The organism is Amycolatopsis sp. MEPSY49 (genome assembly GCF_051337345.1).
Taxonomy (GTDB): domain Bacteria; phylum Actinomycetota; class Actinomycetes; order Mycobacteriales; family Pseudonocardiaceae; genus Amycolatopsis.
This window is the reverse complement of record NZ_JBDLYJ010000014.1, coordinates 103,127-116,904: the sequence shown is the minus strand read 5'-3', so window position 1 is coordinate 116,904 and position 13,778 is coordinate 103,127. Positions and strand designations below refer to the sequence as shown.

Sequence of the window (13,778 nt, the reverse complement as noted above, 5' to 3'; positions counted from 1 at the left end):
GCGCGTCTGTCAGGCGTAGGGCCGGAACACGGGCTTGACGGCCCGGCCGCCCATCCACGGCGCCGGGTCGCCCGCGTCGAGCGCCTTGCGGTACACCACGCACGCCTGCGCGACGACGTCGATCGTCTTGTCGATGTCCGCCTCGGTGAGCGCCGCACTGACCACGAAGGACGGTCCGAGCACGCCGCCGGCGATCAGCTCGCGCAGGAACAGCGTGCGGTACGGCTGGGACGGCTTGCCCGCTTCGTCCAGCGTGCCGAAGACGAGGTTGCTCGCCCGGCCGCGGACCACCACGTGGTCGCCGACCCCGATGCCGGCCGCCACCTCGCGGACGCCGGCCGCGAGGCGGTCGCCGAGGGCGTGCAGGCGGCCGATGACGTCCTCGTCGCGGTAGACGTCCATCACCGCCATCGCGGCGGCGAGGGAGTGGGTCTCGGCGCCGTGCGTCGTGGAGAGCAGGAACACCCGTTCGCCGCCGCCGCGGAGCCCGCCCAGCTCCATCAGCTCGCGCTTGCCGGCGAGCGCGGAGACGGCGAAGCCGTTGCCGAGGGCCTTGCCGAACGTCGAGAGGTCGGGCGTGACGCCGTAGAGCCCCTGCGCCCCGTGGGCGGACCAGCGGAACCCGGTGATCATCTCGTCGAAGACCAGCACCACACCGTGCCGGGTGGCCAGCGAGCGCAGGCCTTCCAGGTACCCGGGCGGCGGCTCCACCGCGGCGGCCGCCTCCAGGATCAGGCACGCGATCTCGCCCTCGTGGCGCCGCAACAGCTCCTCGGCGGCCGGCAGGTCGCCGTACGGGAAGGACACCACCGCTTCGGTCGTCTCGTCCGGGATGCCGGCGTTCATCGGCGTGGTGCCGATGAACCAGTCGTCGGTGGAGAAGAAGGCGTGGTCGGCGCACTTGGCGACCAGCTTGCGCCCGGTGGCGGCGCGGGCCAGCCGGACGGCGGCGGTCGTGGCGTCGGAGCCGTTCTTGGTGAACTTCACCATGTCGGCGGTCGGCACGTTCTCGAGGAACCGCTCGGCCGCTTCGGCCTCGATGATCGACGGGCGGATGAAGTTGCTGCCCTTGCCGAGCTCGTCCCGTACCGCTTCGAGGACCCGCGGGTGGGCGTGGCCGAGGCTGACCGCTCTCAGCCCGGCGCCGTACTCGACGTATTCGTTGCCGTCGACGTCCCAGACGTGGCCGCCGAGGCCGTGGGAGATGACCGGGGCCATCCCTTCGGGATACTGGTCCGAGCCCTTGGCGTAAGTGTGCGCACCGCCCGGGATGACCCGGTGCAGCCGCTCGTTCGCCGTCGTGGAGCGGGGCAGGTTCGTTCCCATGTCCTGGCTCACCTCGTTGGTTTCAACGCCTCTCCGAGAGACGGCGCGCGTTCGTCTCGGTCACTGACCATTGTGACGGAAAGAGGCCACGAGATGTCCAATTCGGGGTCTTTGTACGAAATCGTAATGTCTTCGTTCGGATCATGCGCGCGGTCGATGCGGTACGAAACATCGGACGGATCGGTGAGCGACTGGAATCCGTGCGCGCAGCCTGCCGGGATGTACACGGAAACCTGCGTTTCACCCGAGAGTTCGAATGTCTTGATGTTCCGGAACGTCGGCGAATCCGGTCGGAGATCCACCACGACGTCGAAGATCGCGCCGTGCGAACACCGCACCAGCTTCGCTTCGCCGGCCCCGCCGCGCAGGTGCATCCCGCGCACGACTCCCTTGCGGGAGCGGGAAAGGCTGTCCTGCGCGAAGCCGTCGGGGTCGATCCCCACCGACGCGACGACGTCGCGGTCGAACGTCCGGCTGAAGAACCCGCGCTCGTCGGCGTGCGGGGTCGGCTCGAACAGGTACGCGCCCTCGATCTCGGGCACCGGAATGGCTTTCACGACGCGCCTCCGTCGATGACGAGCTTCGACAGCTCGGTGAACTGGTCCTCGACCCTGGCCGTCATCTCCTCGGCTCGCCGCCGCAGATTTCCGGTCACTTCGTCGCGGTTTTCCTCGAGGGTGCGGAAAAGCTCCACGAGCCGGTCGAAGTCGGGCTCACGGGCCGAGATGCAGAACTCGCCGACACCCAGCGACGCCATCAGCACGTCGCTCTTGCGCGCGTAGCCGAACGACACCGTCGGTTTCGCGGACTTCAGCGCGCACAGCACGTTGTGGTAGCGCGTGGCCACGACGGTGTCGACCGCCGCCATCTGGTGCATGAGGTCGCCCAGCGACGTCAGCGGCTCGGTGGTGACGTCGGCGTCCGGCCGGTGGGCCCGGGCGTCCGCGATCACCTCGCCGGGCACCTCGAGGTCGGCGACGTCGCCGATGAACAACCGGACCGGGCGGCCCTCGTCCACCATCAGCCGCACGAAGCGCTTGACCGTGCCGAGGTACGCCGCGTTGATCCGCTCGGCCCGGGCACGGTCGTCGTTGCTGCCGTGGAACTCCATCAGGCCGACGCCGACCGCCCCGGTCGACGGCCGCGGCTGCGGGTCGGGCAGGGCGAAGGCGAGGTCCGGGAAGACGTGGTCGTCGCGGACGTCCACGCCCATCCGGCCCAGCGCCGCCCGGGAGTGTTCGTCGCGGAACGAGCGGTAGTGCGCGAGGCGGGCCGCGCGGCTGACCACCCACCGGGTCGCGCGTGCCTTGACGTAGTCGGCCCCGACGCTGACGAGCGCGACCTTGGCGCCGGTCAGCCGCGCGGTGAGGCCCAGCCAGAGCAGGGAGTACGGCAGCGCCCACGGCCGGATCGGCAGGGTCGCTTCGAGCACACCCATGCCGGGCACGATGACGACGTCCTGCCGCCGGACCCAGCGCCACGTGCGGTAGGGGTCGAGGAGCTTGCCGAGCACCTTGAGCGCCGCGGCCCGCACGCCGGTGGCGTCGCCGGCGTGCGGCTCGTACCACTGCAGGTGCGTCGCGGGCGCGTGGTAGCGCTCGGTCAGCTGCTCGGGGCCCATCGCGAGGAAGTCGAGCTGGACGTCCGGGTAGCGGCGGCGCACGTAGGCGACCACCGCCTCGAGCGAACCGTCGTTGCCGAGGTTGCCGGAGCCGAGGATGCCGAAGAAGCCGATCCTCGTCACGCCATCAGCCCGATCTTGCGCAACGGCTTGCCGCCGAGCCACTCGGCCATGACGCCGTAGCAGTCCCGGCGCTCGGTCGCGGTCAGCGGCGCGTTCCGGATCGCGTTGACGTACCCCGCCGCGAACTCGGCGTAGAGCCGGACCTTCGACTGGCCCGCGCGGCGCGGGTCGAGGTTGGTGCACACCTTCTGCACGGTGCCGAGGTTGTCCCCGCGGCCCGGGTGCTCCCGGCGGAAGAACATCACCTCGGGCACCTGGACGAACGTGCCGTGGAGCGAGAGTTCGCCGACGAGCTTGCGGCCGGCGTTGTGGTAGCTGTCGTGCGGCGCGATGCGGCGGAGCACGGACAGCCGGATCACGCCGTAGTAGTCGTCGCCGCCCTCGCCGAATATCAGGCTGCGGAACCGGCGCGCGGGGTTCGGCGAGTCCGTTTCCAGCTCGTAGTCGTAGTTCTCCAGGACCTCGCCCCGCTCGTCCACGATCGCCATGTACGAGTGGGCGAGCACGGCTTCGGGGTGCTCGTCGAGCGCCCGGACGCAGGCCTCGATCAGCCCGGGGGCGAAGAGGTCGTCGTGGGCCGCCCACTTGAACAGCTCGCCTCGGGCGGCGCGGACGAGGAAGTCGTGGTTCGGCGCGGCCCCGATGTTCTTCGGCTGGCGCACGTACCGGATCCGGTCGTCCTTCGCGGCGTACTTCTCGCAGATCTCCCGGGTGCCGTCGGTCGAGGCGTTGTCCGAGATGATCAGCTCGTAGTCGGTGTAGGTCTGCGCGAGCAGGTTCTCCAGGGCTTCGGCGAGGTAGTTTTCCCCGTTGTAGACCGGCAGCCCGATGCTCAACCGTGGTGCGCTGGTCATGGTGTCCTCGTTTCCTGAGGGGTTCGGGTGTGTGCGCGAACCGCGAGGTGGAGCTGGATCCACCAGATGAAGGCGGCGATGAAGGTGGCCGAAGCGACGCCCCAGCCCGAGCCGACCGCGCCGCCCACGACGGCGCCGATCAGCCCGCCCGCCACGTAGAGCCCCGACGCGATCAGCTGGCAGCGCATGCTCCGCTTGGCCGCGCCCAGCGCGCGGAGCCCGGTCGCCGCGCCGCCGATGAAGCTGGCGTTGAACACCGAGAGCGTGGCCGGGATGATCATCAGCTTCGCGGTGTGCCAGACGTCGCCGAGGACGAACTCGCCGAGCCGGTCGTTGAGCACGAGCAGCAGCGCGCCGCCCCAGAGCAGCGCGGCGAAGGCCTGCGCGCCGCCGAGGTAGAAGCCGAACCGGGGCAGCTTGCGGACGTCGCGCTTCACGACCCGCGCCGCCTCCGGCACGGCCACGAAGGCGAGTCCCATGAGGACGGCGACGAAGGGCCCGAGCAGCAGTTCGCCGCCGCGGACCGTGCCGACGGCGGCGACCCCGGCGATCGCGCCGAGCCCGTACATCCGGATCTGGGAACCGCTGCTGTTGCTGACGTTCTCGATGAGGTACCGCGTGCCGAGGTCGCGGTGGTCGCGCAACCAGGTGCGGACGCCGGCGAGGGCCGGTCGCAGGCGGGTCTGCGCGTAGCCGTAGCCGGCGGCCGCCGCCGCGCCGCCGCCCCACGCCAGCAGGAACGTGACGACGGTGGGGTGGAGTTTCGCCAGCAGCATGGTGGGGATCATCGCGACGCCCCAGACAACGTCGTTCAGGAACGCCTTGCGCGGTTCCCCGGCGGCGAAGAACGCGAACCGCCAGCTGTCCTGCAGCAGCAGCGCCGGCAGGATGATGCCGAGGGCGACGAACGCGGAGCCGAAGGTCCCGCCCGCCGCGATCCCGAACACGACGCTGACGGCACCGGCGAGGAGGCCGACGACGAGCGCGGTCGCCGACGCCCTGGCCACGGCCGGGCGCCAGACGTCGACGTCGACGTGGCTGAACCGGACCATCAGCGGGTCGGTCGCCAGCCCGCGGGAGACGTTGATCAGCACGCCGTAGGTCACCCAGGCCAGGCTGAACAGGCCGAACGCGGTGACGCCCAGCTCGCGGGCGACGAAGACACCGATGGCGAAGTTGGTCAGGCTGGACACCGCCTGGTCGCCGAGGCCCCAGGAGAGCCGGCCGGCCATGGCTTTCAGGCCGGCGTGCTTGCGGCGGACCGCGCGGTGCTGCCCGGTGGTCATCCCGTTCACTCCTTGACCAGGCCGGCGTCGTGCAGGGCCCGCGCCGCGACGTCGACGATGCCGAACGGCAGCCCGGCCCGTTCGGCGATGTCCAGGAGGCTGTGCTCGCCGTCGGAGAGGTTGAGCACCCACAGCATCGCCATCTGGGCCTGCTTGGCGTCGCTGCGGCCGCCGAGGGAGTCGTACAGCCCGCGCTTGCCGAGCTGCGGCTCGCCGTACGGGCTGAGGTTGACGTACCGGCGGTTGCGGTCGAGGACGCCGAATGCGTCCTTCAGCGCGCCGAGCGTGTCCTCCATCGCCTGCGGGGAAACGAAACCCGGGTTGTCGGCCGAGGTGTGGTACTCGGGGTAGCCCGCGTACGGCGTGCGCGTCAGCGAGCCGACGCCGAGGTTGAAGCCCGGCGAGCAGAACTGGCGCTCGTCGTAGCCGTACGGCGAGAAGTCGACAACTCGATGTTCGCGCGACTTCAGCACGTGCTGCAGGACGCGGTCGATCTCGGCGTCGCCGCGGCGGGACTTCTTGTACGTCAACGATCCCGGGTCACCCGCGCAGGCCAGCACCAGGCCGTGCTTGACCTTTTCGATCCGGGACGAGTTGCGCGCCAGCCACGTGATCGAGCCGATCGTGCCCGGCATGAACAGGAACCGGTAGGTGTAGTGCGGCTGCGTCTCGGCCAGCTGCTGGGCCAGCGAGATCGCCACCGCGATGCCGGCGAGGTTGTCGTTGGCCAGCGACGGGTGGCACACGTGGCACGACACGATGACCTCGTCGGTGACCCGCCCCGGGACGACGTGCTCGCCGTACGTCAGCGAGCCGTCTTCCAGGGTCGAGTCGACGACGACGTCGTACTCGCCGTCGGGCAGCGCGTCGAGCTTCTCCTGCGCCAGGCAGAAACCCCAGGCCGGGGCGTAGTAGCTGGTCCGGTAGGGCACCCACGACGGCTGGTCCGGCAGCGTGTGCAGGTGCTCCCGCAGCTCGCTCAGCGGCATCCGCCGCCGCACCGGGACGCTGTACCCGACGACGTGCAGGTTCAGCTCCTGGAAATCGATGACGCGCTCACCCGAAGGCGCGGCGACGTACGCGTCCCGGATGTTCCACTCCTGCGGGATCGTCCAGTCCAGCACGGCCGTGCCGGTCGGAACCTCGTGCCGTTCCAGCGCGATGTGCTCGCCGATGATGTCCAGGGTCTGCCGCACACCGTCGCCGGTGATGCTGCGGCAGATCGGGTACAGCCGCTCGACCAGGGCGTGCAGCTCCGCCCCCGTCCGCAGCCGCGGGCCCGCCACTAGCGCCGCCGCATGGTGTCGTCGACGCGGCCGGCTTCGCCCTCGCTCTTCAGCCACGCGAGCCGCGTGAACAGCTGCTGGAACGACTCCCGCGTGAGCCCGAACTTGCGGTAGGCCTCGATGAGCTCGACGGCGCCGTCCTTGACCGACCACTCGCACACGAAGCCGGGGATGGCTTGGCGGAAGCGCGAGAAGTCGACTCGGTACGAGCGCGGGTCGGCGCCGGCCTCGCCGGTGATGTTCAGCGTGGAGCCCGGCACGGCCTCGACGACCTCCTGGGCGATCTCGGCGACGGTGACGTTGTTGTCCTCGGTGCCGATGTTGAACGCCTTGTTGTGCACGGCCTCCTTCGGCGCCGTCAGGGCCGCCGTGAACGCGCGCGCGATGTCCTGGGCGTGCACCAGCGGCCGCCACGGTGTGCCGTCCGACAGCACCAGCACCTCGCCGGACAGGTGCGCGTGCGCGGTCAGGTTGTTCAGCACGATGTCGCCGCGCAGCCGGGGCGAGTAGCCGAACGCGGTCGCGTTGCGCATGTAGACCGGGGTGAAATCGTCGTCGGCGAGCTCGTGGACGTCGGCCTCGACGCGCACCTTCGACTCGGCGTACGGCGTCACCGGCTTCAGCGGCGCGTCCTCGTCGACGAGGTTGTCGCCGCCGGCGCCGTACACCGAGCAGGTCGACGCGTAGATGTACCGCTGGACCCCGGCGTCCTTCGCCAGCTTCGCGAGCTTCACCGACGCGTGGTGGTTGATGTCGTAGGTCAGCTCCGGCGCGAGCGAGCCGAGCGGGTCGTTCGACAGCGCGGCCAGGTGGATCACCGCGTCGAAGCCCTCGACGTGCTCGGCGGTCACGTCCCGCAGGTCGACGACGTGCCCGGCCGGATCGGCCGGAGCGGGCCCGAGCAGGCAGTCCTCGAACAGCCCGGAGTCGAGGCCGAAGACCTCGTGGCCGGCGGCGGCGAGCACCGGGGCCATCACCGTCCCCAGGTAGCCCTTGTGCCCCGTCAGCAACACCCGCATCGGATTCAGCCCTTCAGATCGAGAGTGAGTTTCTTGACGAAGAACGCTTCGGCGTACTTCGCGGCGGCCTCGATGCCGCGGATCCGGGCCAGCCCGAGGAACGCTTCGCGGTCGTACCAGGGGCGGTGGCGCTGCGACGCGTAGTGCTCCTGCAGCAGCCGGACCTTCTCTTCCGCGACGTCGTCGTCGAGCGGCTGGTACACCGAGGGGGCGCCGAGGTCGCCGTCCCACTTGACGATCTCGTAGCCCAGCGCCAGGTGGTCGCGGAACGCCGTCGGCACCAGCTTGGCCAGCCCGCGGTGGTCCTGGTGGGCGTCGTCGGTCCGGGGCGCCAGGATGACGTCCGGGTCGGTCCGCCGCCGCAGCTCCTCCAGGGCGTTCTTGGCCTCTTCCCAGTGCGCCGGGAACCGCCCGTCCGGCAGCTTCAGCACCGTGACGTCGAGTTGCGCGCCGGGGCAGAACGCCGCCAGCGCCGCCCGCTCCTCGTCCTCGCGGGGCGTGCCGCCGCCGGAGAGGACCAGCGCGTCGACCTTCAGGCCCGGCCGCGTCGCGCACAGCGTCAGCAGGGTGCCGCCGGCGCCGATCGCGATGTCGTCGCAATGGGCGCCGAGGGCGACGACGCCGCCGAGCCGTCCCGGCCGCAGCCCGATCACGCGATGCTCGCCGCGGCGCGCTCCCAGAGCGCCCAGGGCCGGTCGCCGTGGGTGTAGGCGTTGTCGAGGGCCGCGCGCTCCTTGACCGTGTCCGTCGGCTTCCAGAAGCCGCGGTACGGGTAGGCCAGCAGGCGGCCGCGCTTGGCCAGCTCGCCGCAGCCGTCGGCGACCAGGTCGCCGTTCTCCGGGATGTGGTCGAACACTTCCTGCCGCAGCACGAAGTAGCCGCCGTTCTCCCACAGCGGCATTTCGCTCACGGCGGTGATCGACCCGACCTTGCCGCCTTCGTCCATCTCGACGCAGTGGAACGACGACTGCGGCGGCACGACCATCATCGACGCGCCCGCGTCGGTGTTGCGGAAGCGCTCGATCATGTCGGGCAGCGGGACGTCGGACAGCACGTCGGCGTAGTTCGCGAGGAACATCTCGTCGCCGTCGAGGTAGTCGCGGACGCGGCGCAGGCGCTCGCCGATCGGCGACTCGATGCCGGTCTGCACGAAGGTGATCGTCCAGTCGGCGATGTCGGTCGACAGCAGTTCCGCCTGCCCGTTGCGCAGGATGAAGTCGTTGGAAATGGTTTCCTGGTAGTTCAGGAAGAAGTTCTTGATGTGCGCAGCGCCGTAGCCGAGGCACAGGATGAATTCCGTGTGGCCGAAGTGCGCGTAGTAACGCATCACGTGCCAGATGAGCGGTCTCGGACCGACCATCGCCATCGGCTTCGGGACGTCGTCGGCCGCGCCGTTGCGCATCCGCATCCCGTAGCCACCGCAGAAGAGGACGACCTTCACTTCACTGCACCTCGACGATTTCCAGGTGGGGGATGGGGAACACGAGCTTTCCGCCCCACGCACCCACGAACGAAAGCTGTTCGGTCAGCTCCTCCCGGAGGTTCCACGGGAGGACGAGCACGTAGTCGGGCCGGTCGGCTTCGATCCGCTCCGGGGGCAGCACCGGGATGCGCGTCCCCGGCGTGAACCGGCCGTGCTTGTACGGGTTGCGGTCGACCGTGTACTGCAGCAGGTCCGTCCGGATGCCGCAGTGGTTCAGCAGGGTGTTGCCCTTGCCGGGGGCGCCGTAGCCGACGACGGTCTTCCCGTCGCCCCGCGCCTCGATGAGGAACTTCAGCAGGTCCAGCCGCACGCGGGTGACGCGCTCGGCGAACTCGGTGTACCCGGACAGCTCGTGCAGCCCGGCGGCTTTTTCGCGCTCCAGCACGTCGGTCATCCGCTCGCTGGGCTCGCCCGCGACGCCGTCGGGACGCGCCCACAGCCGGATCGACCCGCCGTGCGTCGGCAGCAGTTCGACGTCGACCACGGTCAGGCCGCCGGTCGCGAGGGCGCGCCGGGCGGATTCGACCGTGTAGTACTGGAAGTGCTCGTGGTAGATCGTGTCGTACTGGTTCTTCTCGATCAGCGTGAGCAGGTGCTGGACCTCGATGGAGACCCAGCCGTCGTCCGCGACCAGGGCGCGCAGGCCCTTGGTGAAGCCGAGGACGTCGGGGATGTGCGCGTAGACGTTGTTCGCGGCGACGAGATCGGCGGGGCCGTGCTCCTCGCGCACCTTCAGGCCGGTTTCCTCGGAGAGGAAGGCCGTCAGGGTGGGCACGCCGGCGTCGCGCGCCGCCTGCCCGACGTTCACCGAAGGTTCGACGCCCAGACACCGGATGCCGTGGCCGACGACGTGCTTGAGCAGGTAACCGTCGTTGCTGGCGACCTCGACGACGAAGGACTTTTCGCCGAGCCCGAGCTTTTCGACGGCGCCGTCGACGAAGTGTTTCGCGTGCTCGACCCACGAGGTGGAAAAAGACGAGAAGTACGCGTACTCGGTGAAGGTGTCGTCGGGATCGATCAGGGGCGGGATCTGGGCGAGCCAGCATTCGGTGCACACCTTGAGGTGGAGCGGGAAGGTGGCCTCCGGCTCGTCGAGCTGTCCGGCGGTCAGGAATCGCTCACACGGGGGAGTGGCCCCGAGGTCCACCACGCTGGCCGTGTTTGTCGAACCGCAGAGTCGACATGTGGTCATCTACCAGGCTCCTTGGCTCGCGGTCGCGATGTGCGCTTAACACGTCGAGCAGGGGCGGACCGTCGTTACAGCGACGCGTGAGGCGCCGGTGGACCGATTCGGAACCGCAACCTGTGGCAGAGATCACGCACGGTACCCGTCCGGACCCGTAACGTCCACAGTGGATTCGGGGCCCTAGGCTGGCCGGATGACTTCGGGAACGGGTCCCCGCCTGAGCGGGGTCGCGGGCGTGGTGCTGACGGTCCGCTTCCTCACCGAGCTGGCCCTGCTGGGCGGCCTGGCGCTGGCCGGCACCCAGCTCGGCAGCGGCGTGGCGCTGGCGATCGTCGACGCGGTTTTGCTGCCGCTGGTGGCCGCCGCGATCTGGGGCCTGTTCATCGCCCCGCGGGCCCGCCGCCGGCTGCCGGAACCGGCCCGGTTCCTGGTGGAGTTCGCCCTGTTCGCGGCCACCGGGGTGGTGCTCGTGCTGGTCGGCTGGGTCGTCTGGGGGATCGCGCTGGCGGTCGTGGGCATCGGCGTCGCGGCACTGACCCGCGTCTTCGCCAAGGACGGCTGAGCCCTCCCCACCGGACGGCGGGGAGGGCAAGGTGCGGATCGGGAGTTGCTAGATCTTCTCCGCCGCCGGGATGACATCGGTGCCGAACTTCTCCAGCACCGCCGGGTTGTGGACGTGCGGGACCATGCCCAGCGCGACGTCGATGCCGAGCCCGTGCAGCCGCTCGAGTTCCTTCAGCAGCTCGCCGGACTTCGAACCGTCCTCGCCGATGTCCAGGATGTGGTAGACGGTCTTCGTGATCGACCCGTAGTCGCGGCCCTCGTTCTCGCAGTGCCGCTTCAACACGTCGAGCTTGTGCTCCAGCTCCGGGCCGTTGAACAGGTTGCACTGGTCGGCGTACTTGGCGACCAGCCGCAGCGTCTTCTTCTCGCCACCGCCGCCGATCATGATCGGCGGGCGCGGGTCCGACAGCGCCTGCGGGACGTTGAGCAGCCGGGCCGCGTCGAAGTGCTTGCTCTTGAACGGCGCATCGCCCTCGGCCCACATCTGGAGCACGTACTGGAGGTTCTCCTCCAGCAACTCGAAGCGCTCCGCGACCGGCGGGAACGGGAAGCCGAGGCCGCGGGACTCGTCCTCGTTCCAGCCCGCGCCGATGCCGAGGATCGCGCGGCCGCCGGACAGCACGTCCAGCGTCGTGATCGCCTTGGCCAGCAGGCCCGGATGGCGGTAGAGGACGCCGGTGACGACCGTCAGCAGCTTGGCGCGCTCGGTGTGCGCGGCGATGAAGCCGAGGGTCGTGTACGCCTCGAGCATGTCGTTTTCGACGGGGCCGACCCCGCCGATCTGGAAGAAGTGGTCCATCACGGCGATGGAGTCGAAGCCCGCCTGGTCGGCGGTGCGGACGACGGCGGCCAGGTCGGCGCCCAGCGCGGACGCCCCGTTCGGCCAGGTGAAGTCGGGGATCTGCAGTCCGAGTTTCATACCTTCCGACCGTATACCTGGAGTTACCCCAGCCGGGGTGCTCAGAAATCGCGGACGAGGGAAACCCTGCCGTGCAAGGGATCCGTGACGAACACCGTGCGCGTGCGCTGGTCGACCGCGACGTCGCCGGGGTTGATGCCCAGTGGCAGCTCGCCGGTCAGCGTCCCGCTCGCGCCGTCGACCCGGCTCAGGCCGTTCTGGCCGCCGTTGGTGTAGACGGTGTTCGTGCCCTGGTGCACGGCGAGCGACGACGATTCGCTGCGCAGCAACACGGTCTTGCGCTCGGTGCGGGTCGCCGGGTCCACAATGGACATGTGGTGGATGCCGGAGTTGGCGACGTACACCGAGCCGCTCTCGGCGTGCACCGCGACGGCGGTCGGCCGCGCGCCGACCTTCACGCTGGCGACGAACTTCCCGCTGTCGATCGAGAACACCTCGACCGAGTCCGTGCCGGTGCTCGCGCAGTAGGCGAGCTTGCGGCCGGCGTCGACGGCGATCCCGGCGAGGCTCGGCTTCGGGCCCGGCACGAGCGCGGACAGGGTGCAGCTGACGCCGTCGAGCACGGCGAGCGTGCCGGTGCCGCCGCTGGCCGCGTAGACGCGGTTGGCGCGCTCGTCGACGGCCAGCGCGGAAGCGCCCGCCCCGGCGCCGATCACGCTCACCAGGTCGTGGGTGCGGCCGTCGAGCACCACGACGGTGCCGGCCGGCGGGTTCGCGACGTAGATCCGGTTGGCCTTGGGGTCGACCGCGACGGCGCTGGGGGTGCCACCGACCCGGACCACCGCGCCGACCGAGGCCGCGCGCGGGTCGACCACCGAGACCGTCCCGGCCTCGGGATCCGTGACGTACGCGAGCCCGGTGACGGGATTCACCGCGACCGCGGTCGGGGCCCCGCCGAGCTCGATCGACCGGACGTCCTGCGCCCGCGCGACCCCGGGCCGGACCACGGCTCCGGCACCGGCCGTGACCAGCGCGAACAGCGCCCGGCGGCCTATCGGGCGACCTCGCATCGGCGCCTCCGCTCGTGATCGACTCGCCTCCCGACCCTAACCCGCGCGATCATCACGTGAAGGAACTTCGCGTCCCCCGATCGCGTTGTTTCCACTGGGTAACCCACTTCCAGAGCGGACGGAGGCGAGCGCGCGTGCACGGGCACCAGAACGGACTGAAGACGGCGGTGCTGCTCGGCCTGCTGTCGGCGATCATCATCGCGATCAGCGGGCTCTTCGGCCGCGGCGCGCTGGTCATCGGCCTGGTCATCGCGCTGGGGATGAACGCGTACGCCTACTTCAACTCCGACAAGCTGGCGTTGCGCGCGATGCGGGCGCGGCCGGTGTCCGAGGTCGAGCAGCCCGCGATGTACCGGATCGTGCGCGAGCTCGCGCAGGTCGCCCGCCAGCCGATGCCGCAGCTCTACCTGAGCCCGACCGTCGCGCCGAACGCGTTCGCGACCGGCCGCAGCCCGCGCCACGCGGCCGTCTGCTGCACCACCGGCATCCTCGACCTGCTCGACGAGCGCGAGCTGCGGGCCGTGCTCGGCCACGAGCTGTCCCACGTCTACAACCGCGACATCCTGATCTCGTGCGTCGCCGGCGCGCTGGCCAGCGTGATCAGCGTGCTCGCGAACATCGCGCTGTTCTTCGGCGGCAACAACCGCGACGGCAGCCCGCTGGTCAGCCTGATGCTGGTCTTCGTCGGCCCGATCGCCGCCGCCGTCATCCGGATGGGGGTCAGCCGGTCGCGGGAGTACCAGGCCGACGCGTCCGGCGCCGAGCTGACCGGCGACCCGCTGGGCCTGGCCTCGGCACTGCGGAAGCTGGACGCCGGGACGCGGGCGCGGCCCCTGGTCGCCGAGCCGCAGCTGGTGTCGCAGTCGCACCTGATGATCGCGAACCCGTTCCGGCCCGGCGAGGGCCTGAGCAAGCTGTTCTCGACGCACCCGCCGATCGCCGACCGCATCGCGCGGCTCGAGGAAATGGCCCGCCGCCGCTTCTGACCCAGCCGCACTTTCACGTGAAAGTGCGCCCCCCCAGGTGGGCACTTTCACGTGAAAGTGCGCTTTCCCAACTGGTGGGAGCGGGAATCCCGGTCTCAGCCGGGCAGTTCAGTAG

Annotated in this window: 14 protein-coding genes; 2 read left to right on the top strand and 12 right to left on the bottom strand. The window is 70.3% G+C overall.

The window, feature by feature from the left end:
- Positions 1–9 precede the first annotated feature (9 nt).
- From ABFJ78_RS41540 to ABFJ78_RS41495, 10 genes are read right to left on the bottom strand one after another with little or no spacing between them, the layout of a single operon-like run.
- Complete coding sequence (locus ABFJ78_RS41540) at positions 10–1,326, bottom strand: glutamate-1-semialdehyde 2,1-aminomutase (protein WP_436392938.1); 1,317 nt, start codon at positions 1,324–1,326, stop codon at positions 10–12.
- Positions 1,327–1,334: 8 nt separating this feature from the next.
- The gene (locus tag ABFJ78_RS41535; protein WP_436392937.1) at positions 1,335–1,883 is read right to left on the bottom strand and encodes a dTDP-4-dehydrorhamnose 3,5-epimerase family protein; all 549 of its coding nucleotides are present in this window, start codon (positions 1,881–1,883) and stop codon (positions 1,335–1,337) included.
- The gene (locus tag ABFJ78_RS41530) at positions 1,880–3,070 is read right to left on the bottom strand and encodes a polysaccharide pyruvyl transferase family protein (RefSeq protein WP_436392936.1); all 1,191 of its coding nucleotides are present in this window, start codon (positions 3,068–3,070) and stop codon (positions 1,880–1,882) included. The genes ABFJ78_RS41535 and ABFJ78_RS41530 overlap by 4 nt, the downstream gene beginning before the upstream one ends.
- Entirely contained in the window at positions 3,067–3,924 is an 858-nt protein-coding gene (locus ABFJ78_RS41525; protein WP_436392935.1) for a glycosyltransferase family 2 protein, read from the bottom strand. The genes ABFJ78_RS41530 and ABFJ78_RS41525 overlap by 4 nt, the downstream gene beginning before the upstream one ends.
- Positions 3,921–5,210 carry a hypothetical protein gene (locus tag ABFJ78_RS41520; RefSeq protein WP_436392934.1) on the bottom strand — a complete coding sequence of 430 codons (1,290 nt, stop codon included), beginning with the start codon at positions 5,208–5,210 and terminating at the stop codon, positions 3,921–3,923. The genes ABFJ78_RS41525 and ABFJ78_RS41520 overlap by 4 nt, the downstream gene beginning before the upstream one ends.
- 5 nt (positions 5,211–5,215) lie before the next feature.
- Positions 5,216–6,496, bottom strand: coding sequence for a DUF4910 domain-containing protein (locus ABFJ78_RS41515; RefSeq protein WP_436392933.1), 1,281 nt, complete (start codon positions 6,494–6,496; stop codon positions 5,216–5,218).
- Positions 6,496–7,515, bottom strand: coding sequence for an NAD-dependent epimerase/dehydratase family protein (locus ABFJ78_RS41510; RefSeq protein WP_436392932.1), 1,020 nt, complete (start codon positions 7,513–7,515; stop codon positions 6,496–6,498). Before ABFJ78_RS41510 ends, ABFJ78_RS41515 begins: the two co-directional genes overlap by 1 nt.
- Before the next feature lie 5 nt (positions 7,516–7,520).
- Entirely contained in the window at positions 7,521–8,168 is a 648-nt protein-coding gene (locus ABFJ78_RS41505) for a PIG-L deacetylase family protein (RefSeq protein WP_436392931.1), read from the bottom strand.
- Entirely contained in the window at positions 8,165–8,956 is a 792-nt protein-coding gene (locus tag ABFJ78_RS41500; protein WP_436392930.1) for a sugar phosphate nucleotidyltransferase, read from the bottom strand. Before ABFJ78_RS41500 ends, ABFJ78_RS41505 begins: the two co-directional genes overlap by 4 nt.
- Position 8,957: 1 nt before the next feature.
- Positions 8,958–10,190 (bottom strand): class I SAM-dependent methyltransferase, encoded by a 1,233-nt coding sequence (locus ABFJ78_RS41495; protein ID WP_436392929.1) that lies wholly within the window; start codon positions 10,188–10,190, stop codon positions 8,958–8,960.
- A gap of 187 nt (positions 10,191–10,377) precedes the next feature.
- Here ABFJ78_RS41495 and ABFJ78_RS41490 point away from each other — a divergent pair, with 187 nt between their 5' ends.
- Positions 10,378–10,746, top strand: a complete 369-nt coding sequence (locus ABFJ78_RS41490) for a YrdB family protein (RefSeq protein ID WP_436392928.1) — start codon at positions 10,378–10,380, stop codon at positions 10,744–10,746.
- 48 nt (positions 10,747–10,794) lie between these two features.
- Here the strand turns inward: ABFJ78_RS41490 and ABFJ78_RS41485 are convergent, their stop codons facing one another.
- Together ABFJ78_RS41485 and ABFJ78_RS41480 are read right to left on the bottom strand one after the other, a co-directional pair.
- Positions 10,795–11,667 carry an LLM class F420-dependent oxidoreductase gene (locus tag ABFJ78_RS41485; protein ID WP_436392927.1) on the bottom strand — a complete coding sequence of 291 codons (873 nt, stop codon included), beginning with the start codon at positions 11,665–11,667 and terminating at the stop codon, positions 10,795–10,797.
- A 41-nt stretch (positions 11,668–11,708) separates the two neighbouring features.
- Positions 11,709–12,677 carry a YncE family protein gene (locus ABFJ78_RS41480; protein WP_436392926.1) on the bottom strand — a complete coding sequence of 323 codons (969 nt, stop codon included), beginning with the start codon at positions 12,675–12,677 and terminating at the stop codon, positions 11,709–11,711.
- Positions 12,678–12,811: 134 nt separating this feature from the next.
- Between ABFJ78_RS41480 and htpX the strand changes: the two genes are divergently transcribed.
- Positions 12,812–13,663 carry a zinc metalloprotease HtpX gene (gene htpX, locus ABFJ78_RS41475; RefSeq protein WP_436392925.1) on the top strand — a complete coding sequence of 284 codons (852 nt, stop codon included), beginning with the start codon at positions 12,812–12,814 and terminating at the stop codon, positions 13,661–13,663.
- Positions 13,664–13,778 lie beyond the last annotated feature (115 nt).

Coding starts and splice junctions, on each gene's coding strand:
- ABFJ78_RS41495 (WP_436392929.1), bottom strand. CDS start 10,190: ATGACCACATGTCGACTCTGCGGTTCGACAAACACGGCCAGCGTGGTG.
- ABFJ78_RS41540 (WP_436392938.1), bottom strand. CDS start 1,326: ATGGGAACGAACCTGCCCCGCTCCACGACGGCGAACGAGCGGCTGCAC.
- ABFJ78_RS41520 (WP_436392934.1), bottom strand. CDS start 5,210: ATGACCACCGGGCAGCACCGCGCGGTCCGCCGCAAGCACGCCGGCCTG.
- ABFJ78_RS41510 (WP_436392932.1), bottom strand. CDS start 7,515: ATGCGGGTGTTGCTGACGGGGCACAAGGGCTACCTGGGGACGGTGATG.
- ABFJ78_RS41480 (WP_436392926.1), bottom strand. CDS start 12,677: ATGCGAGGTCGCCCGATAGGCCGCCGGGCGCTGTTCGCGCTGGTCACG.
- ABFJ78_RS41525 (WP_436392935.1), bottom strand. CDS start 3,924: ATGACCAGCGCACCACGGTTGAGCATCGGGCTGCCGGTCTACAACGGG.
- ABFJ78_RS41485 (WP_436392927.1), bottom strand. CDS start 11,667: ATGAAACTCGGACTGCAGATCCCCGACTTCACCTGGCCGAACGGGGCG.
- ABFJ78_RS41490 (WP_436392928.1), top strand. CDS start 10,378: ATGACTTCGGGAACGGGTCCCCGCCTGAGCGGGGTCGCGGGCGTGGTG.